This is a genomic window from Stutzerimonas chloritidismutans, from assembly GCF_038562055.1.
GTDB lineage: Bacteria > Pseudomonadota > Gammaproteobacteria > Pseudomonadales > Pseudomonadaceae > Stutzerimonas > Stutzerimonas chloritidismutans_A.
Genome location: NZ_JBCFXD010000002.1, coordinates 638,481 through 658,183, shown reverse-complemented (window position 1 = coordinate 658,183; position 19,703 = coordinate 638,481). Strand labels below are relative to the sequence as shown.

The following is a 19,703-nucleotide window of genomic DNA, read 5'->3' as shown; positions in this document are numbered from 1 at the left end:
AGCCGAGCGCCCTGAGCCAGTGAATGGGGAATCAATCATTACACGATGCCGGGGATGATAAAGGAAGGCGCTTCTGCAATGCGAAAAAGCGGCAAATGGGCTGGTGGGTTTCGTCGAATCGAGCTTACGGTAGCTGCCCGTAACCCAAAATGGCTTCGGGGCTTTCACTCAGGAGGTTGCGTCGCCCCCAGAACTACTCTTTTTTATTTTATCTTTCTTTTTAGCGGCTCAGCCTGAGCTGTATTCCAACGCGACGGAGCTCTAGGTGAGCTCCATCCAGATGGTACACAGCTCAGGTTGATACGTGTCACTCTGAGCTGTGTATAAGATCACCACGGCGATTGAGGTTTCTACGCAGCGTTTCTCGAATGCCGGCTGGCAGTCGATCTAGGTCGGTGTGCAATGAGCCTAAATCGATCTGGGAATTACCACCTGCCAGATTGATTTGTATATTCAGACGCTCGATATTCAGTGTTCGCGTACTTGCGAGATCGCCAGCGATCATGGCTTTTTTAAGCTCAGTAACGGTCTGCTGGGCGCGGTCCGGCACGTAATCCCAGGTTACTACGGTATGTGGTAAGCCGGCCTCAGTGACCTGGACCTTTTCGCGTAGCATGTAGTGATTGGATCGGCCGAACTTTTTCTTTGCAATGAAACCTGCTTTTTCGAGAACCCCTAATGCCCGTTTGACCTGTGCCTGACTGACTCCAGACTGTTCGGAAATCCGTTGGATGCCCGGTTTCGATAATCCATGGTCGAAATTGGCGTGTGCCTTGATGACGGCATAAACCGTAAATGCATGGGGCCCGATTCGGGCGACATCACCCTGATCGATCATGGCCCTAAAGACATGAAACCACTGAGTCTGTGCGCGCAGTGGGGCGGAGGTGTTAGTCATTGTTATGCCTCCCACGTAACTGTACGCGCGGCCGGCTCAGGATCCAGGCAGATATCTCCGTGCTGAGCCAGCCAACCGATCTGCTGCTGCCTAGATCATATGGAGCAGGGAATTTTCCCGCTGCTATGTCGCGATAGATCGTGGATCTCTTTTTCCCGACAGCGAGTTCAACCTCGGGCAGGCGAAGGAAGCGCGGTTCCTCTGGGCTGGGTGCAATAGTTTGTGCTGACATTTAACTGGTGCTCAGGCGGTGGCGTTGCAGCGGTCCTCAAGTACTGCAATACGCATATGTGTTGGGAGTGGCGCTCGGATTTTCCTACTGCAAAGCAGGGATGTTTGTCGGGCCTCGTGTTACGGGCCTCCGAGGTTTATTGCCGGCTTCAGCTGTGCGCATGACAGCTGAAGCTGTGTCTTTGGCGTGGGGGAGAGGAAAGACCCTGCTGGTACGGAATAGGAGTCCATACGTTTCTTTAGCAGCCTTGTTGCAGGCGAGCAGGCGCAAAAGGCCTGCGAGATGCTGGCGATACCCCGATGAGGTACCCAGAAAGTCCATTTGCTAACAGCAGATGGACTTCGGATTCTTAACGCCGTAACTGGGGCAGCGTGACGATCCCATGGAGTCCTATGAACGTCCGAGGGATGCCTGATTTTTACCAAGCGGGAATCGGTATTGCAAGCCCAGGCAGTGAGCTCAGGCCTTGATCGCATCTAGGTAATCTGACCAGCGCTGCATCATGTCGCGTCGTTCTGGCAGAAATGACGTTCGGTCGTACGCCCGTCCCAACGGATTTTTTACCGTGTGAGCAAGCTGATGCTCCAGGAGATCGGGGCGAAATCCCAGCACCTCAGCACCTATGGTTCTCGCTGTTGCACGAAAGCCGTGCCCAGTCATTTCGTCGCCGCTGATGTCCATGCGGCGTAACGCGCTGAGAACGGCATTGTTGGACATCGGTCGGTCGCCTCCTCGGGCCGAGGGGAAGGTATACCGATGCCTGCCGGTGAGCGGTTTCAGTTCGCGTAGAACAGCGACTGCTTGTTGGCTGAGGGGAACCAGGTGATCTGGGCGATCCTGTTTGGTAGCAGTTAGCCCTTTCATCTTGTGACCAGGAATCAACCACTCGCCAGCATCCAGATTGACCTCCGACCATTCCATATGTCGAAGGTCTCCGGGCCGGCAGAACAGCAACGGGGCCAGTTTTAAGGCACAACAGACAGGCATTGTTCCGCTGTAGCTATCTAGTGCTTTAAGCAGTGCGCCGAGTTTTTCAGGATCGGTCACGGCAGCAAAATGTTTCACCCGCTTGGCTGGGAGCGTACGTGAGAGATTGCCAATCTGGTTGGGTGGGGTGATACCGGCAGCTTCGGCGAACTCGAAAATCTGTTTGTAGATTTGGGCTACACGACGTGCCGTCTCGCGAGCACCGCGCTTGATGATGCGCTGGAGGTTTTCGACCAGCATGGGCGTGCTGATGCTGCTGATCGGAAGTTTTCCCAACCAGGGGTAGGCATTGAGCTCAAGGCGCTGCCTTACTGTGCGGGTGTACTCCGGATCCCAGGAGGATTCGCGAACAGTGAGCCATTGCTTGGCGACCGATTCAAAGGTGTGCTGGTGATCGAGCTGGCTGACCACTTTGGCCATGCGTCTTTGCAGCGAAGGGTCTTGGCCGCCGGCAAGCTGAACACGAGCGTCATCACGCTTGCGACGAGCATCCTGTAAGCCGACCTCTGGGTAAACGCCAAGAGCAAGGCGTTTTTCCTTGCCCAGAAAGCGGTACTTCAAGCGCCAGTAACGGCCTCCATTAGGCTGCACTTCAAGATACAAACCCTGTTCGTCATACAGCCGGTAGGGCTTGTCCTGGGGCTTGGCGTTGCGGCAGTTGGTGTCTTTCAAGGGCATTGGGGGCACATCCTCTCCGAGCGAGCTGATGAGCGTTTTATGCCCCCATATGTGCCCCCGTCAACCGTGGGATGCCCTGGGATTAGATAGCAAAACGTGGGCAATAAAAAAGCCGTAAAGCTTTGATTTCTCTGGGCTTTACGGCTTTTCTGGGTCTTCCTGGGAAGACAAAATGGTGGAGCCGGGGGGATTTGAACCCCCGTCCGCCAGCTCTCCACTGTCGGTACTACATGCGTAGCCAAATCTATTGAGTTAACTCCGCGCCGCCCGATTGGCAGGGTGCTTGGAGCGAGCTGCATGAATTTTAGCCGTTACGTCTGCAGCGAACTTGGCGGCGATCCTGTTCTATCTGACAGTCATTTCGGGTTTACAGGCATCCCCTAGTGACCGCTGGCGCCGAAGCGACCAGATGAAGGTTAGGCGGCTAGCGCGTACCCTTCGTAGTTGTCGTCGTTGGCAACTATAAGTTTGCAACAGTGGATTTACGAGTTCTGTTACCAACTCGGCATGCACCTAGAGTTTTGTTACCGGCGTCGAATCCTAATCGGCCCCATGAAGCGTGTTGCTGCCTCATGTGTTGCGCAGTGTACGCCATAAGGTTTGGCTGCGTCGAACGCTTGATCTTCTTAATTAGGGCGGCTGGTCGAAATTCAAGGGCAAACCGGGAATCGGCAAGGCCAACTACTGGCGGCCTTGCCTCGCGGACGTATCAGTTACCGGTGCCCGAGCCAGTGCCGCTGGTGCCTGTGCTGCCGGAGCTGCCTGGGCCTTCGAGTTTACGCAAGGCCTGGGTGGTATGAACGATGCAGTTTTCGACGTCGCCAGCTTGCTGCGCTTCACGGGCCTGCTTGATCAGTTCTTGAACTTCGCTGCGCGCCGGCTCCCCGAGGGTGGCTCGGTTGGTCGCCATGTTGTCTTCAATTTCCTGCATGTTCAATTGGCACAGATTCTTGTCGTCGGCAAACACGGCAGGGCTTGCGATCAGAGCTGCGGCGGCAAGTAGGGCAAATTTCTTCATAAAGTCCTCCAGGGAGTTAACTTCCCGGCGGGCCTGCCTGTTTCTGTAATTGCGCGGCGGCGCCGAGGCGGTTGAGCCTCTATTGAAACTGGGCTCCTAACTTCCGACTGCGGCTGCGCTGAAGCGTTTCATTTGCGTATGTCGTGGTCTTCGCCGGGGCCGCTCACTAGGGTGCTGAAACCGCTCTGGCTCGGCTGTTTCGGTTAACCAGATAAGCCAGCCCGTGATAGTCGATGCCGCCATGTTGTGACAGGCCGATCTCGCAGGTTCGGCTGGTTGAAATTCCTTCTTCGCAGACCTGCACGGCGTCTTTAAGACTGCGCAGGGCATGGGCGTTGAGCTCGGGGGTGGTGAAGCCCTTGTCGCCCGCAAAACCGCAACAGTGAATGCCTTCCGGCACGACCACTTCTTTGGCGCAGCGGCGCGCGATATCAATCAGCGCCTGGGCTTCGCCGAGGTGTTGAGTGCTGCAGGTGACGTGCACGGCAATCGGCGCATCCTGCGGCTCGAAATCCAGTTTGTCGATCAGATGCGTGCGGATGAAGCGCACCGGATCGAAAACCTGCAGGCGGTCGTCCGCAAGGTCCTGAACCAGGCGCAGCGTGCAGGGGCTGGTGTCGCAGTAGATAGGGTCAAGCCCGCCGCGGCTGGCCTTGAGCAGAGCATCCAGCGTTTCCTGACGCTTCTGCTCGGCCTGCTCTGCATAGCCTTTGGAGGCGAATGGTTGGCCGCAGCAGAGGTTGTTCAGCTCATCGGGGAAGATGACCTGGTAACCAGCTTTCTCCAGAAGCGTGCGGGTGGTGTCGAGCAGTGGTTCCTGCTCCTGATCACGTGCTGCGGGACCCATGGCGCGCGAGACGCAGGCGGCAAGGTAAACCACCCGTGGGCGTTGGTCCTGGGGTGATGGCTTGGGTAAATGGAGCCGCTGCAGCGGCTGCGGTGTGGCGGGGGTCCACTGGGGCACGCGACCTTTGCTGGCATTGGTGAGCGCAGCGGAGGTCTTGCTGAGCAGGCGCGTGCCCATGAGCAGGTGTGCGCCATTGGCGACGTGCAACATGAACCGCGCGCCCTGCACGGCGGTGCGGAAATGCTCGGCCAGCCAGGTGGCGGCACGCGTATTGCCGGCATTGCGCCCGCGAAGTTTGCGCACAAGGTCTCCGGTGTTGATGCCTACCGGGCAGCGCTGTGCGCATAGCCCGGTCGCAGCGCAGGTCTTGACGCCCTGGTAGCCGTAGAGCTGCTCGAGTTCGCTTGTGTCGATGCCAGCGCGCTTTTTCGCTTGAATGTCGCGCCAGACGACGATGCGCTGACGCGGCGTCAGGGTCAGTCCATTGGACGGGCAGACCGGTTCGCAGAAGCCGCATTCGATGCACTTGTCGACGATCTCGTCGGCAGCCGGCATTGGCTTGAGATGTTTGAGGTGGATCTGTGGGTCTTCGCTGAGCACTACGTCGGGATTGAGGATGCCCTGAGGGTCCAGCAGGCGCTTGATCTGCCACATCAGTTGGTACGCATCGTTGCCCCATTCCAGTTCGACGAAGGGCGCCATGTTGCGGCCGGTACCGTGTTCGGCTTTCAGGGCGCCGCCGAATTCAACGGCAACCAGCTGGGTGACGTCTTGCATGAAGGCTTCGTAGCGCGCGACTTGCAGTGGATCGTCGAAACCCTGGGTGAAGACAAAGTGCAGGTTGCCCTCTAAGGCATGGCCGAACAGGATCGCCTCACTGTAGGCGTGCTTTTCGAACAGCTGGATCAGACGATTGACCCCTTCGGCGAGGCGCTCGATAGGGAAAGTGACGTCCTCAATGATCACCGTCGTGCCAGTCTGGCGCACCGCACCGACCGCGGGAAAGGTGTCCTTGCGGATCTTCCAGAGCTGGTTGTAGACGACCGGGTTTTCGCTGAAATCGACCTGTTTTTCCACCGGGAAATGAGCGATCGAGACCATGATCTGGTTGATTTGCTCGTGCAGCAGCGACCCGCTGGCTGCGCGGGATTCGATCAGCAGCGCGCAGGCATTGGCCGACAGTTGCTTGACCCACTCCGGCATGCCGGCCTTGTTCTCCACCGAGCGCAAGCTACGGCGATCAAGCAGTTCAACTGCCGACACCGGCTGTTGCTTGAGCACGGGTACGGCGAGGCAGCAGGTTTCTACGTCGGGAAAGACAACCAGCGCGCTGGCTTTGTGCGGGTGATCGGGCACGGTGTCGTAGGTCACTGCGCTGATGAAACCCAGTGTGCCTTCGGAGCCGACCATCAAGTGGTTGAGGATGTCGAGTGGCTCGTCGTAGTCGACCAGCGCGTTCAGCGAAAAGCCTGTGGTGTTCTTCAGGCGGTACTTGTGGCGAATCTTTGCAGCCAGGTCGGTGTTGGCGCGGGTGGTGCGGCCGAGCTCGGCGAGCTGATCGAGCATCGCCGAATGGCTTTGGCGGAAAGATTCGACGCTGATAACGTCTTCGCTGTCGACCACGCTGCCATCTGCAAGCACCAGGCGCAGGCCAGCAAGGGTTTTATAGCTGTTCTGCGCCGTTCCACAGCACATGCCGCTCGAATTGTTGGCGACGATGCCGCCGATTTTTGCGGCGTTGATCGAGGCTGGGTCAGGGCCGATCTTGCGTTGCAGCGGCGACAGTATGGCGTTGGCATTGGCACCAATTACGCCAGGCTGAAGGCGTATCTGCTCGCCGCCGTTGCGTATTTCGCGGCCGTTCCAGTTGTCGCCCAGTACGATCAGTACCGAGTCGGAAATCGCCTGGCCGGAAAGGCTGGTGCCCGCCGCCCGGAAGGTCACAGGTACCCGCTGGCTGTGAGCCAGCTTGAGCAGCCCTACCACTTCCTCCTCGGATTCAACCCGTACCACCAGCTTGGGAATCAGCCGGTAGAAGCTGGCATCTGTGCCGAAAGCCAGCGTTGAAAGAGGGTCGTCGAAGCGTCGCTCAGCCGGAATCAGCTTTTCGACAGCGGCGAGAAAGTCGGTCGGTAGAGCGGCAGGCGCGTTCATTTCGGGCTCCGGGAGGTAGCGACCGTGGCGAATGCCGACGGCCTTCTCGATGGGATCAGCCAGGCTCAGTCGACGTGGCGGCTGGTCTGATAGTGATCAACCTCGCGTACCAGCGAATCCGTGCTGATTTCGCTGATGCTCTTGGCTCCGGTCAGGACCATCGCGACACGCATTTCTTTTTCGATCAGGTCGAGCAGGTTGCTGACACCGGCTTCGCCGTCTACCGCCAGCGCGTAGGCGAAGGCGCGGCCGAGCAGCACGGTATCCGCGCCGAGGGCGATCATGCGCACCACGTCTAGACCGCTGCGGATGCCCGAGTCGGCGAGGATTTTCAGGTCACCTTTGACCGCGTCGGCAATCGCTGGCATCGCGCGTGCACTGGACAGAACGCCGTCGAGCTGACGCCCGCCGTGGTTGGAGACGATGATGCCGTCGGCCCCGAAGGTCACGGCATCGCGGGCGTCATCGGCATCCAGGATGCCTTTGATCACCATCGGGCCATCCCAGAATTCGCGGATCCACTCCAGATCTTTCCACGAAATCGACGGATCGAAATTGGCTGCAAGCCAGCCGATGTAGTCTTCCAGTCCGGTGGTGTGTCCGCGGTAGGTGGTGATGTTGCCGAGGTCGTGCGGCTTGCCGTGCAGGCCGACGTCCCAGGCCCAGAAGGGGTGCGTCATGGCCTGCAAAATGCGCCGTATGTTGGCGTGGGGGCCACTCATGCCGGAATGCGCGTCGCGGTAGCGGGCGCCGGGGGTGGGCATGTCGACGGTGAAGACCAGGGTGGTAACGCCCGCGGCCTTGGCGCGCTCCAGCGCGTTCTTCATGAAGCCGCGGTCCTTCAGCACATAGAGCTGAAACCACATCGGCCGCTTGATTGCCGGTGCGACTTCCTCGATCGGGCAGACCGATACGGTGGACAGGGTGAAGGGAATTCCTTTCTTGTCAGCCGCACGAGCGGCCTGCACCTCACCACGGCGAGCGAGCATGCCGGTCAGGCCGACCGGGGCGAGGGCCACCGGCATGGACAGGGTTTCGCCGAACAGCTGGGTTTCCAGGCTGAGTTCCGACATGTTGCGCAACACCCGCTGACGCAGGGCGATGCTGGCCAGATCCTCGACGTTGCGCCGCAGCGTGTACTCAGCGTAAGCGCCGCCATCGACGTAGTGAAAGAGGAACGGCGGGAGCTTGCGTTGTGCGGCAGCGCGGTAATCCGTGGAAGCAGAAATAATCATCTTATGTTCTCACCGACTGAAACGAGGTAAGTCTCGGAGCGCCCGTCATCGACGAAGGCGGTGTTCGATTTACGGCTGTCCTGATCACCGGGTCGGGCGATGGAGAGGTCAGGACATGATTCCAAACGCCATTGCCCCAGGTGTTTCCCGAAGCAATGGTCACAGGCCGCGTTAGACGCCGACCAGCGGGTCCGTCACGCCAAGCAGGTAGATCGCGATCATGCCGATCAGGCCGGTGGCCAGCACGTAGTACAGCGTAGGCCAAACGGTCTTGCGCAGGGTGATGCCTTCGCGGCCGAGCAGGCCGACGGTGGCCGAGGCGGCGACAACGTTGTGGATCGCCACCATGTTGCCGGCGGCGGCACCCACGGCCTGGATGGCCACGACCATCGCGCCGGAAATGCCCAGCGACTGTGCAACGCCGAACTGGAACTGGCTGAACATCATGTTGCTGACGGTATTCGAGCCAGCGAGGAATGCCCCCAGCGCGCCGACAGTAGGGGCCAGCAGCGGGTAGATGCCGCCCACGCTGTCAGCTACATAGCGCGCCATGGCGATGGGCATGCTTGGCAGGTCGCTGGCGTTGACACCCGAGTTGATCAGGATGCGCACCATCGGCACGGTGAACAGCAGCACGAAGCCCGCACTGAGCAGCACGCTGCTCGATTCCTTCACTGCAGCTTTGAGTTCGGCGGCGCGCATGCCATGGATGAAGAAGGTAATCAGTACAACGGCAACCAGAATCCCGCCAGGCAGGTACAGCGGCTCGATGCTGGCGCTGACGCCGGTCTCGCCGAGAATGTTGGCGAAGGCGATCGACACGGATTTCAACGCGCCGGTGACCTGCGGGAAGACACGGCTGATCACCAGGATTGCGCCGACCAGGATGTAGGGCAGCCAGGCGCGGAAAGCGCTCATCGGGCGTGCCGCGAGGTCGTCTAGCTTCATCTCGATAGTGCCGATCCACTCCGCTGGCCAGTCTTTTGCGGCAGCGAAATCCCAGTTGGTTTTCGGCACCAGAAACTTGAAGCGCGCGGCGGTGGTGACGATCGCCAGGCCGACCAGACCGCCCAGCAGCGATGGGAACTCGGGGCCAAGGAATACGCCGGTGGCGACATAGGGGAGGGTGAAAGCCAGCCCTGCGAAAAGTGCGAAAGGCAGCACTTCGAATCCGGCCTTCCAGCTCTTTTCCTTGCCGAAGAAGCGCGTCAGCATCAAGACCATGATCAGTGGCATGACCGTGCCGACGATGGCGTGGGTAATGGCGACGCTGCTGGTGATTTGCTGCAGGAAGATCGGCCAGCTGGAACCTTGCGCGGCGAGTTGTGCGCCGAGGGAGGCGGTGTCGAGTCCGCTATTCACACCAACGATGATCGGCGTACCGACCGCGCCAAAGGACACAGGCGTGCTCTGCACGAGCATGCCCATCAGGACCGCTGCCATGGCCGGGAAGCCCACGGCGACCAGCAGCGGTGCTGCAATTGCTGCGGGGGTACCAAAGCCGGATGCGCCTTCGATAAAGCAGCCGAACAACCAGGCGATGATAATGGCCTGAATTCGACGGTCCGGGCTGATGGTGGTGAAACCAGCCCGAATGGCGGTAATGCCGCCCGAATGCTTGAGCGTGTTCAGCAGCAGGATCGCGCCGAAGATGATCCACAGCAGTCCCAGCGTGATCACCAGGCCTTGCAGGGTTGAGGCGATGATCCGGGTAAAGCTCATGTCCCAGATGAACAAGCCAATGGCTGCGGTGAACAAGAACACAACCGGCATGGCGCGGCTGGCCGGCCAGCGAAGGCCAATCAGCAGAACGGCGGCCAGCAGGATCGGGGTAAAGGCAAACAGGGCGAGCAGTCCGGTAGACATGTCAGGCTCCCAGGGTCGAAATGAGCGAATGGGGGCCCGGGCGGACCGGTGATGAGCAGATAAACGGAGACCGCATTAACTAGTCCTCTTCTTGTTTGGTTGCCTCTACCTGTAAAGTGGTATTACCAATTTACAGTAGGGTCTGGCCAGCGTAAGAGTTCTGCCGGCGCTGCGTCAATTAGCAAGCTATAGACTTTGGTCGCAGCGGCGGTTATTGCGGTGGGCCTGGCGGCTGGCTACGCTGCTTCCCATCACAGTGGTCAAACCAATCGAGAGGCGTCATGGAAGTGGGAGTGGTGCGCCAGCGGAGGCTGGCGGATAACATCGTCGAGCAACTCGAAACGATGATCCTTGAGGGGACGCTCAAGGCTGGGGAGCGGCTGCCGGCCGAGCGGGTGCTGGCCGAACAGTTTGGGGTATCACGTCCGTCGTTGCGCGAAGCGATCCAGAAGCTGGCGGCCAAGGGCTTGCTGGTCAGTCGTCACGGTGGTGGCAATTTCGTTGCCGAGTCCCTCGGGTCGACCTTCAGTGATCCGCTGCTGCATCTGCTCGAAAACAACGCTGATGCGCAGCGTGACCTGCTTGAGTTTCGCCATACACTGGAAGGAAGTTGCGCTTATTACGCCGCCTTGCGCGCGACTGAAGTGGACCGGCAACGCCTGAAAGAGGCCTTTGCGGCGTTGCAGGATTGCTATGCGCGCGAAGGGGTAGTGACCCGCGCCGAAGAGGGCGCCGCTGACGCGCGTTTTCATCTGGCGATTGCCGAGGCCAGCCACAATGCAGTGCTGCTGCATACCATTCGGGGTCTGTTCGATCTGCTCAAACGCAACGTAGTGACCAATATCGGCGGTATGTACGCGTTACGCAGCGAAACCCGCGACATGCTGATGAATCAGCATCAGGAGTTATACGATGCGATCATCGCGCGGCGGGCGAACGATGCGAGGGATGTCATTCACCACCACATCAGCTATGTCCAAGAAGTTTTGGCGGAAGGGCAGCAGGAAGCTCAACGGTTGGCGCGTGCGCAGCGGCGCCAGGCGCACCCGGAAAAGAATTAGCAGGGCTGGGGCGGTGGTGGGTTGAAAAGCTATATCGAGCGGCTGGGTTCCGCTCGATACGCCGAGGGTCAGTCTTCCTTGCCCTTTGTGCGCATGGCACGCTGAATCTCCCGATCGGAGTCGCGCTCTTTCTCGGTGTGGCGCTTGTCGAACTCCTTCTTGCCCTTGCCTAGCGCGATATCGCACTTGATCAAATGCTTTTTCCAGTAGATCGACAGCGCCACACAGGCGTAACCCTTCTGCTGCACGGCGCCGAACAACTTGCCCAGTTCACGCTTGTTGAGCAGCAACTTGCGGGTGCGGGTCGGGTCGGCAATGACATGGGTGCTAGCGGTGGTCAAAGGCGTAATGTGGCAGCCCATCAACCATGCTTCGCCATCCTTGAGCAAGACGTAGCTGTCCACCAGCTGGGCTTTTCCCGCCCGAAGGCTTTTCACTTCCCAGCCGGCCAGCACGAGGCCCGCCTCGAATTTCTGTTCGATGAAGTAGTCGTGTAGCGCTTTCTTGTTCAGCGCAATGGTCCCGGGGGACTGTTTCTTCTGTTTGGCCATAGGGTGCGCATTATAGGGAGTCCCGTTGCGGCTGGCGATAACCTGCGTGGTGCGACGGTGCGAAACTTGAGAGGGGTGCGCTTATCCTCGACAATGGTCAACTTTACGTTTGTTCATGCTCAAACACCTGCTGCGTAGCAGGTATGAGCTTTACGCTTGCTCTCGGTGAGCGGCTGTCGGCCTTGGCTCCAGCTGCTGATTGTCGACTGACGAAGTAGAAGGGACTGAATGACGACGCATATTCAACGTTCGGCGCTGCTGCCCTATCCGGCTCATGCGCTGTTCGACATGGTCAATGATGTAGCCAGCTATCCAAAGTTTCTGCCCTGGTGTTCGGCAACCGAAGTGCTGTCCAGCAGTGACACACAGATGCACGCAAGCATGACGGTGGCAAAGGCTGGCATGAGCCAGCGCTTTCTCACGCGCAATGAGTTGCAGGCAGGTAAGCGCATCGAGATGTCGCTGGAAGAGGGGCCTTTCAGTCATCTGCATGGTATTTGGGAATTCAAGGCGTTGGGTGAAAAGGCCTGCAAGATCAGTCTTGATCTCACCTTTGATTACGCCGGGCCGTTGGTTCGTGCCACCTTGGGACCGTTGTTCAATCAGGCCGCTAATACATTGGTCGATGCGTTCTGTGACAGGGCTAAGCAGCTTTATGGATAAGCAGATGATCGCGGTTGAGGTCGTCTATGCGCTAGCGGACAAGCAGAAGTTGCTGCGCTTGGCCGTTCCTCAGGGCACCAGCGTCCGAGAGGCAGCGCTGCGCTCGGGAATGGATGGCTACTTTCCGGGGCTGGATCTGGCAACGTCGCCGTTGGGCATCTTCGGCAAGGCTGTGCCCAAGCCGGACGAGCGCACGCTTGTTGAGGGAGAGCGAGTTGAGATCTATCGACCACTGATCGCCGACCCGAAAGAAGTTCGCAAGCAGCGTGCGGCTAAGGCTGCACAGAACAAGGCCGGCGAATCAGGTGAAGCGGTCACATAGGAAGTGGCATTAACGAGAAAAAGCCCGGCGTGACGGGCTTTACTGGTGTTCGGTTAACGCTTAGTTTGTGTCCAGGCTGCCTGGAGTAGGCACTGGAACGGGCTCCGCCGCATCTACGTCGCGCTGGATCTGTTCAAGCAAAGAGCCAGGAGCGGTGGCCTCTGGTTCGGTGCTGACAGGGTCATCGGTGCTTGCCGGTAGATCAGTCCCCAGAATGGCTTCGTCACGGCTCACGCCGGGCTTGAAGTCGCCTGCAAGACCAGCGAGCTGGTCGTTAGCATTGAATACAAGGCTGACGCGCTCCTGCTGACGTTCTCTGCCGCCAGGCTGGATGCTGTACAGATAATCCCAGCGGTTAGCGTGGAACGTGTCGGTGATCAGCGGGTTGCCCATGATAAACCGCACTTGTGATCGGGTCATTCCGGGGCGCAACTGGTCTATCATGTCCTGAGTCACGACATTGCCCTGTTGAATGTCGACCTTGTAAACCCCGGGGAATGAACAACCGGCGAGTGCGAACAGGCCCACTAGCGTGAGGCTGGACAGCATGAGCTTGGTGTTTTGCATCGGTAGGTGACTTCCACTATCTTGGCTGGGCAAAGCCCGGATCATACCCGTATTGAAGGAGGCTGCGAAACAGCAGCAGCGAGAAAGCCCACCATGGTTGAAAATAGCGAACTACGCAAAGCTGGCCTCAAAGTAACCCTGCCACGGGTCAAGATCCTGCAAATGCTGGATACCACTGATCGTCGCCATATGAGCGCAGAGGACGTCTACAAGGCATTGATGGAGGCCGGCGAGGATGTCGGTCTGGCAACTGTTTACCGCGTGCTGACCCAGTTCGAGGCAGCTGGTCTTGTGGTTCGGCATAATTTCGATGGCGGCCATGCCGTGTTCGAGCTGGCTGACGGTGGCCATCATGACCACATGGTGTGCGTCGACAGCGGCGACGTGATCGAGTTTTTTGATCCGGAGATCGAGAAGCTGCAGAAGGAGATCGTCAAGCGCCATGGCTACGACCTGGTGGATCACAACCTGGTGCTGTACGTCCGCAAGAAGCCTGAGTGATCGGAGTCGATCGGGTTCGAGTGTGAGCCCCGGATAGTCTTGCTATATGACAAACCCCGCCGATTGGCGGGGTTTTGTTTTGAAGGCGCGATTCATCCGGCTGCTGCCGCCTCAGCGCGCTGGGGATGTGCCCATGACGATGAGCCGGATGAGGCGCGTTTTTATTGCAAGCCAGCCCAGTGCAATCCGGTACGTGCAATGGTGTGTGCTCTCCAGATGGTCTGTCGTCGCGGCAAGATGATCCGTGGGTCGTCGTCGTTGCCTGCTTTTTCAGGATGTTTGAGCTGTGCCGATCATCTGGCGGGCGTGGGCCAGCGCTTGCTCGGTGAGGTCAAGCCCACCCAGCATGCGGGCAATTTCCTCGACCCGTTCACTGCCATCCAGTGCGGCGACAGCGGTGTGGGTTTCTTGGGCGCCGCGCGCCTTGTGTACAAACAGGTGATGGTGACCCTGTGCCGCAACTTGTGGCAGGTGGGTCACGGTCAGTACTTGGCCCCGCTCGCCGAGGCGGCGCAGCAATTGGCCGACCACTTCGGCGGTCGGTCCTCCGATGCCGACGTCCACTTCGTCGAACACCAGGGTAGGGATGCGTGATGTCTGCGCTGTGATCACCTGAATCGCAAGGCTGATGCGCGACAGCTCACCGCCCGAGGCAACCTTTGCCAGTGGACGCAGTGGCTGGCCTGGGTTGGCGCTTACCAGAAACTCTACTTGTTCCAGTCCGTGTGGCATCAGGTCTCCTTCTGCTGCGGGTTTCAATACGGCGCTGAACTTGCCGCCTGGCATGCCCAGACGCTGAATCTCCGTTTCGACGGCCTGCGCCAAGGATTCTGCCGCCAGCTGGCGCGAAGCGCTCAACTGTTCGGCTTTTTCTCGATAATGTCGCTCGTAGGCGGCAAGCTCTTCGCCGAGTTGCTCCAGCGCAGTGTCGTCGGCGTTAAGGCTTTCCAATTCTTCGAAGAGGCGTTGCTGCAAGCTCGGTAATTCTGACGGCTGAACGCGGTGTTTGCGCGCCAGGGTATAGATGCTGTCGAGGCGTTCTTCCAGTGCCTGCTGCCTTTGTGGGTCGGAATCGAAGTGATCGAGAAAGCGATTGAGTTCGCCGATCGCTTCTTCAACCTGTATCTGCGCACTGGACAGTAGATTGACGGCCTCGCCAAGCGCGCCGGGCTGGTTCTGAAAGCCGGTCAGTCGCTGCAGGCTCGAGGTCAGCGCTGACAGTACGTTGCCGGCGTCGCTCTCGCTACACAGCTCGATCACCTGGCGACAGGCGCCGAGCAGGTGTTCTGCGTTGGAAAGGTTCTTGTGTTCCTGCTCCAGTTGGTCCAATTCGTCGTCGCCCAAAGCCAATGTCTCAAGCTCCTCGAGTTGGTAGCTGAGCAGCTGGTGGCGGGCGCGCTGTTCATCACTGCTGCTGCTCAGTCGCTCCAGGCTCTGCCGGGTTTGCCGCCAGCGCTGGGCGGCCAGTTGTACCTGGCGAGCAAGTTCCTGGTTGCCGCTGTACTCGTCGAGCAGCCGCCGGTGCGTATCGAGCTTTAGCAGTGACTGGTGTTCATGCTGGCTGTGGATATCGATCAGTAGCTCGCCAAGCGCCTTAAGGTCACCTTGCGGACAGGGCGTTCCGTTGATATAGCCGCGCGAACGACCTTCAGCGGTGATCACTCGCCGAAGGATGCATGGGCCATCATTTTCCAGATCGCGCTCGGCCAGCCAGGCTCGTGCATCTGGGATGTCGTCCAGGTCGAAGCTCGCAAGAATATCTGCCTTGTCCGCGCCGATGCGCACCACGCTGCTGTCGGCTCGATCGCCAAGAGTGAGACCTAGCGCATCGAGCATGATCGACTTGCCTGCGCCGGTCTCGCCGCTGATCACGCTCATGCCGCGTTTCAGCTCAAGATCGAGATGCTCGACGATTGCGTAATTATGAACGGAAAGATGAACCAGCATGGCAGGACTCCTGCGTAGGTGACTGGGTATTTATACAGTGCTTCTGCGTGGCTCATCAAGCTGCTCCGCGTGACTGGTATGTAAACAAATGCGGTCGGTTAGGCGCTGAATGGGCTGTTCGAAAGGGGCTGGTGTTTCTTTGATGTGGATCGCCCTTGAAGCAGAATTTTGTTGCCCCCATATAGCGGCACAAGCGCGGGTCGACGCCCGCTGACGTATCGATGAGGAGGACCGCATGGCCGACGAGCAGAACCTGGACAACCAGACCCCTGATGAAAACGAGACCGCGCAAGCCGAGGTGACCGAGGATCTGGCTGCACGGGTGCAGTCCCTCGAAGAGCAATTGGCCGCGGCGCAGGATCAGTCCCTGCGAGTGGCAGCCGAGTTGCAGAACATCCGTCGTCGTGCCGAGCAGGATGTCGAGAAAGCGCACAAGTTTGCGCTGGAAAAATTCGCCGGCGATCTGCTGGGCGTCGCTGACAGTCTGGAGCGCGGGCTAGAGCTGTCGAATCCAGATGATGAAGCGGTCAAGCCGATGCGCGAAGGTGTCGAGCTGACGTTCAAGTTGTTGCTCGACACTCTGGCACGCCATCAGTTGGTGCAGATTGACCCACAGGGCGAGCCCTTCAATCCCGAGCATCACCAGGCCATGGCCATGGAAGAAAGCACCCATGCCGAGCCGGGTAGCGTGCTCAAGGTGTTCCAGAAGGGCTATCTGCTCAACGGGCGTCTGTTGCGTCCGGCGATGGTCGTTGTCAGCAAGGCGCCGGCAGAAACCCCGCCTTCGATTGATGAGAAGGCTTGAATTTCTGCGGCTGACCCCCATCTGGTAGCCAAGCGTTTTTGTATTACCCGCAGCCGGTAAACAGGCGCGGATCAATCAAAGTTCGGAGAGAAGCACATGGGCAAGATTATCGGTATCGACCTGGGAACGACCAACTCCTGCGTCTCCATTCTGGAAAACGGCAAGGCCAAGGTGATCGAGAACGCCGAAGGCGGTCGCACCACCCCATCGATCATTGCGTACGCCAATGACGGTGAAATCCTCGTTGGTCAATCGGCCAAGCGCCAGGCTGTTACCAACCCGCACAACACGCTGTACGCCGTGAAGCGACTGATCGGTCGTCGTTTCGATGAAGATGTCGTGCAGAAAGACATCCAGATGGTTCCGTACAAGATCGTCAAGGCGGACAACAGTGACGCCTGGGTAGAGGTGAGTGGCCAGAAAATGGCACCGCCGCAGATCTCTGCCGAGATCCTGAAGAAAATGAAGAAGACTGCCGAAGACTATCTCGGCGAGCCGGTCACCGAGGCGGTAATTACCGTTCCGGCGTACTTCAACGACAGCCAGCGTCAGGCCACCAAGGACGCTGGGCGCATTGCGGGTCTGGATGTTAAGCGCATCATCAACGAGCCGACTGCTGCCGCGCTGGCCTATGGCATGGACAAGGCCAAGGGTGATCACACAGTCATCGTATATGACCTGGGTGGCGGTACCTTTGACGTCTCGGTGATCGAAATCGCCGAGGTTGACGGCGAGCATCAGTTTGAAGTGTTGGCCACCAACGGCGACACCTTCCTTGGTGGTGAAGACTTCGACATCCGCCTGATCGACTACCTCGTCGACGAGTTCAAGAAAGAAAGCGGCATGAACCTCAAGGGTGATCCGCTGGCCATGCAGCGTCTGAAGGAAGCTGCTGAAAAGGCCAAGATCGAGCTGTCTTCCAGCCAGCAGACCGACGTCAACCTGCCTTACATCACGGCAGATTCGACCGGGCCGAAGCACCTGAACGTGAAAATTTCTCGCGCCAAGCTCGAAGCGCTGGTCGAGGATCTGGTTCAGCGCACCATTGAGCCGTGCCGCATGGCGATGAAAGACGCCGGGATCGACGTCTCCAAGATCGATGATGTGATTCTGGTTGGTGGTCAGACCCGCATGCCACTGGTGCAGCAGAAGGTTGCCGAGTTCTTCGGCAAGGAAGCGCGCAAGGACGTCAACCCCGACGAAGCCGTTGCCATGGGTGCAGCCATTCAGGGCGCAGTGCTGGCTGGCGACGTCAAGGACGTGCTGTTGCTCGACGTTTCCCCGCTGACCCTGGGTATCGAAACCATGGGTGGCGTGATGACCGCGCTGATCGAGAAGAACACCACCATCCCGACCAAGAAGTCGCAAGTGTTCTCGACTGCCGATGACAATCAGGGCGCAGTGACCATTCATGTACTGCAGGGTGAGCGCAAACAGGCGTCGCAGAACAAGTCCTTGGGCCGTTTCGATCTGGCTGATATTCCGCCCGCTCCGCGGGGTGTGCCGCAGATCGAGGTGACCTTCGACATCGATGCCAACGGCATCCTGCACGTGTCGGCGAAAGACAAGGCCACCGGCAAGCACCAGTCCATCGTGATCAAGGCCAACTCGGGTCTTTCCGAGGAGGAAATCGAGCAGATGGTGCGTGACGCCGAAGCCAACGCCGAGGAAGACCGCAAGTTCGAAGAGCTGGTGACTGTCCGCAACCAGGGCGATCAGCTGGTGCATGCGACTCGCAAGATGTTGACCGAGGCTGGCGACAAGGCCACCGAAGAAGACAAGGCCAACATCGAAAAAGCCATCGGCGAGCTGGAAGTGGCCATCAAGGGCGACGACAAGGCCGAGATCGAAGCCAAGATCGCAGCAGTCTCGCAGGCTTCCACTCCGCTGGCGCAGAAGATGTATGCCGAGCAGCCTCAGGGCGGCGAAGGCGAGCAGGCTGGCGACAACGCTCAGTCAGGTGACGACGTGGTCGACGCTGAGTTCGAAGAGGTCAAGGACAACAAGTAAGCCGCGGCTTATGACCTCCATGAGTGAGGTGAGGGCAGGGGCCATTCAGGCTGCTGTCTTTCGCTCCAGCCCGATGCGGTGATGCCGCGACGGGTCTGATCGCCGCGCGGGGGCTTGCTCCCGCGTCGGCGTGTCTGGAGGGTACGAATTTGAAGGTTCAGGAAACTTATGGCCAAACGTGACTATTACGAAGTGCTGGGTGTCGAGCGCGGCGCCAGCGAGGCGGAGCTGAAAAAGGCTTATCGTCGCCTCGCAATGAAGCATCATCCGGACCGTAATCCCGGAGATAAAGCCGCTGAAGACGCATTCAAAGAAGCCAACGAGGCTTACGAAGTGCTTTCGGATGCGAGCAAACGTCAGGCCTACGACCAATACGGTCATGCCGGCGTCGATCCCCAAATGGGGGCTGGCGCGGGTGCGGCTTACGGCAACGCCAACTTCTCCGACATCTTTGGCGATGTGTTCAGTGATTTCTTTGCTGGCGGTCGCGGCAGTTCACGTGGCGGTGCTCAGCGCGGTAGCGATCTGCGCTACACCCTTGAGCTGGATCTGGAGGAGGCTGTGCGGGGCACTACGGTCACCATTCGGGTGCCCACCTTGGCTGAATGCAAGACCTGCGACGGCTCCGGCGCAAAGAAGGGTACCAGCCCGGTGACCTGTACCACCTGTGGCGGCATTGGCCAGGTGCGCATGCAGCAGGGTTTCTTCTCGGTCCAGCAGACCTGCCCACGCTGTCATGGCAGCGGCAAGATGATTTCCGACCCTTGCGGTAGCTGTCATGGGCAAGGTCGGGTCGAAGAGCAGAAGACGCTTTCGGTCAAGGTGCCGCCGGGCGTCGATACAGGTGACCGGATCCGTTTGACGGGTGAAGGCGAGGCGGGCGCTCAGGGCGGTCCGGCTGGAGATCTTTACGTGGTGGTCAACGTTCGTGAGCACCCGATTTTTCAGCGTGACGGCAAGCACTTATTTTGCGAGGTACCGATCAGTTTCGCCGATGCGGCGCTGGGCGGCGAGTTGGAAGTGCCAACCCTCGACGGGCGTGTGAAGCTGAAAATCCCAGAAGGTACTCAGACTGGCAAGCAGTTCCGTCTGCGCGGCAAGGGTGTGGCGCCTGTGCGTGGCGGCGCGGCTGGCGATCTGTTGTGCAGGGTCGCGGTGGAAACGCCGGTCAACCTGGGCAAGCGCCAGCGCGAGATACTCGACGAGTTCCGCAAGACATTGCAGAGCGACAGCTCGCATTCGCCAAAGGCCAGTGGCTGGTTCGAAGGCGTTAAGCGATTCTTTGGCGATCTTTAATCCAGCGGCAAGCTGCAGGCGGCAGCCTTCCTGAAGGCGCTCTTGCAGCTTGAGGCTTGCAGCTT

General features: G+C 59.1%; 17 protein-coding genes, 1 other RNA gene and 1 pseudogene. 7 read left to right on the top strand and 12 right to left on the bottom strand.

Going from position 1 to position 19,703, the window contains the following annotated elements:
- Positions 1-307: 307 nt before the first annotated feature.
- The 9 genes and pseudogenes from AAGW23_RS06540 to AAGW23_RS06500 all read right to left on the bottom strand — a co-directional run bounded on the left by AAGW23_RS06540 (position 308) and on the right by AAGW23_RS06500 (position 9,915).
- Positions 308-898 carry a helix-turn-helix domain-containing protein gene (locus AAGW23_RS06540; RefSeq protein WP_042926691.1) on the bottom strand — a complete coding sequence of 197 codons (591 nt, stop codon included), beginning with the start codon at positions 896-898 and terminating at the stop codon, positions 308-310.
- Positions 891-1,130 (bottom strand): helix-turn-helix transcriptional regulator, encoded by a 240-nt coding sequence (locus AAGW23_RS06535; RefSeq protein WP_081262886.1) that lies wholly within the window; start codon positions 1,128-1,130, stop codon positions 891-893. Before AAGW23_RS06535 ends, AAGW23_RS06540 begins: the two co-directional genes overlap by 8 nt.
- A gap of 459 nt (positions 1,131-1,589) precedes the next feature.
- Positions 1,590-2,537, bottom strand: coding sequence for a site-specific integrase (locus AAGW23_RS06530; RefSeq protein WP_342405516.1), 948 nt, complete (start codon positions 2,535-2,537; stop codon positions 1,590-1,592).
- A gap of 12 nt (positions 2,538-2,549) precedes the next feature.
- Positions 2,550-2,795: pseudogene (locus AAGW23_RS06525) on the bottom strand (Arm DNA-binding domain-containing protein); the annotation flags it as partial.
- A gap of 173 nt (positions 2,796-2,968) precedes the next feature.
- Positions 2,969-3,347, bottom strand: a transfer-messenger RNA (tmRNA) gene (ssrA, locus tag AAGW23_RS06520).
- 157 nt (positions 3,348-3,504) lie between these two features.
- Entirely contained in the window at positions 3,505-3,813 is a 309-nt protein-coding gene (locus AAGW23_RS06515) for a hypothetical protein (protein ID WP_342405489.1), read from the bottom strand.
- A gap of 166 nt (positions 3,814-3,979) precedes the next feature.
- Positions 3,980-6,814 (bottom strand): FAD-binding and (Fe-S)-binding domain-containing protein, encoded by a 2,835-nt coding sequence (locus AAGW23_RS06510; RefSeq protein ID WP_342405488.1) that lies wholly within the window; start codon positions 6,812-6,814, stop codon positions 3,980-3,982.
- A 65-nt stretch (positions 6,815-6,879) separates the two neighbouring features.
- Positions 6,880-8,049 carry an FMN-dependent L-lactate dehydrogenase LldD gene (gene lldD / locus AAGW23_RS06505; RefSeq protein WP_342405487.1) on the bottom strand — a complete coding sequence of 390 codons (1,170 nt, stop codon included), beginning with the start codon at positions 8,047-8,049 and terminating at the stop codon, positions 6,880-6,882.
- A 171-nt stretch (positions 8,050-8,220) separates the two neighbouring features.
- A complete protein-coding gene (locus AAGW23_RS06500; protein ID WP_342405486.1) occupies positions 8,221-9,915 on the bottom strand; it encodes an L-lactate permease in 1,695 nt (564 codons plus the stop codon).
- Positions 9,916-10,196: 281 nt separating this feature from the next.
- On the opposite strand from AAGW23_RS06500, the gene AAGW23_RS06495 reads away from it, so the two are divergent.
- Positions 10,197-10,976: a GntR family transcriptional regulator gene (locus tag AAGW23_RS06495; protein WP_148926767.1), complete on the top strand. Its 780-nt coding sequence runs from the start codon at positions 10,197-10,199 to the stop codon at positions 10,974-10,976.
- A gap of 68 nt (positions 10,977-11,044) precedes the next feature.
- Here AAGW23_RS06495 and smpB read toward each other — a convergent pair whose 3' ends face one another.
- Positions 11,045-11,527 carry an SsrA-binding protein SmpB gene (smpB, locus tag AAGW23_RS06490; RefSeq protein WP_019340344.1) on the bottom strand — a complete coding sequence of 161 codons (483 nt, stop codon included), beginning with the start codon at positions 11,525-11,527 and terminating at the stop codon, positions 11,045-11,047.
- Between the two features lie 228 nt (positions 11,528-11,755).
- Between smpB and AAGW23_RS06485 the strand changes: the two genes are divergently transcribed.
- On the top strand, positions 11,756-12,190 hold the full coding sequence (locus AAGW23_RS06485; protein WP_102835578.1) for a type II toxin-antitoxin system RatA family toxin: 435 nt from the start codon (positions 11,756-11,758) through the stop codon (positions 12,188-12,190).
- A complete protein-coding gene (locus tag AAGW23_RS06480; RefSeq protein ID WP_342405485.1) occupies positions 12,183-12,512 on the top strand; it encodes an RnfH family protein in 330 nt (109 codons plus the stop codon). Before AAGW23_RS06485 ends, AAGW23_RS06480 begins: the two co-directional genes overlap by 8 nt.
- A gap of 60 nt (positions 12,513-12,572) precedes the next feature.
- Here AAGW23_RS06480 and AAGW23_RS06475 read toward each other — a convergent pair whose 3' ends face one another.
- The gene (locus AAGW23_RS06475) at positions 12,573-13,079 is read right to left on the bottom strand and encodes an outer membrane protein assembly factor BamE (protein WP_159968934.1); all 507 of its coding nucleotides are present in this window, start codon (positions 13,077-13,079) and stop codon (positions 12,573-12,575) included.
- Positions 13,080-13,172: 93 nt separating this feature from the next.
- On the opposite strand from AAGW23_RS06475, the gene fur reads away from it, so the two are divergent.
- On the top strand, positions 13,173-13,580 hold the full coding sequence (gene fur / locus AAGW23_RS06470) for a ferric iron uptake transcriptional regulator (protein ID WP_045429745.1): 408 nt from the start codon (positions 13,173-13,175) through the stop codon (positions 13,578-13,580).
- Positions 13,581-13,850: 270 nt separating this feature from the next.
- Here fur and recN read toward each other — a convergent pair whose 3' ends face one another.
- On the bottom strand, positions 13,851-15,527 hold the full coding sequence (gene recN / locus AAGW23_RS06465) for a DNA repair protein RecN (protein WP_342405484.1): 1,677 nt from the start codon (positions 15,525-15,527) through the stop codon (positions 13,851-13,853).
- 235 nt (positions 15,528-15,762) lie between these two features.
- Between recN and grpE the strand changes: the two genes are divergently transcribed.
- The 3 genes from grpE (at position 15,763) to dnaJ (ending at position 19,638) form a co-directional block, all read left to right on the top strand.
- Positions 15,763-16,332: a nucleotide exchange factor GrpE gene (gene grpE, locus AAGW23_RS06460; RefSeq protein ID WP_102835582.1), complete on the top strand. Its 570-nt coding sequence runs from the start codon at positions 15,763-15,765 to the stop codon at positions 16,330-16,332.
- Between the two features lie 96 nt (positions 16,333-16,428).
- A complete protein-coding gene (gene dnaK, locus AAGW23_RS06455) occupies positions 16,429-18,342 on the top strand; it encodes a molecular chaperone DnaK (RefSeq protein ID WP_148926762.1) in 1,914 nt (637 codons plus the stop codon).
- 168 nt (positions 18,343-18,510) lie between these two features.
- Positions 18,511-19,638 (top strand): molecular chaperone DnaJ, encoded by a 1,128-nt coding sequence (dnaJ, locus tag AAGW23_RS06450; protein ID WP_342405483.1) that lies wholly within the window; start codon positions 18,511-18,513, stop codon positions 19,636-19,638.
- The last annotated feature ends 65 nt before the right edge of the window (positions 19,639-19,703 follow it).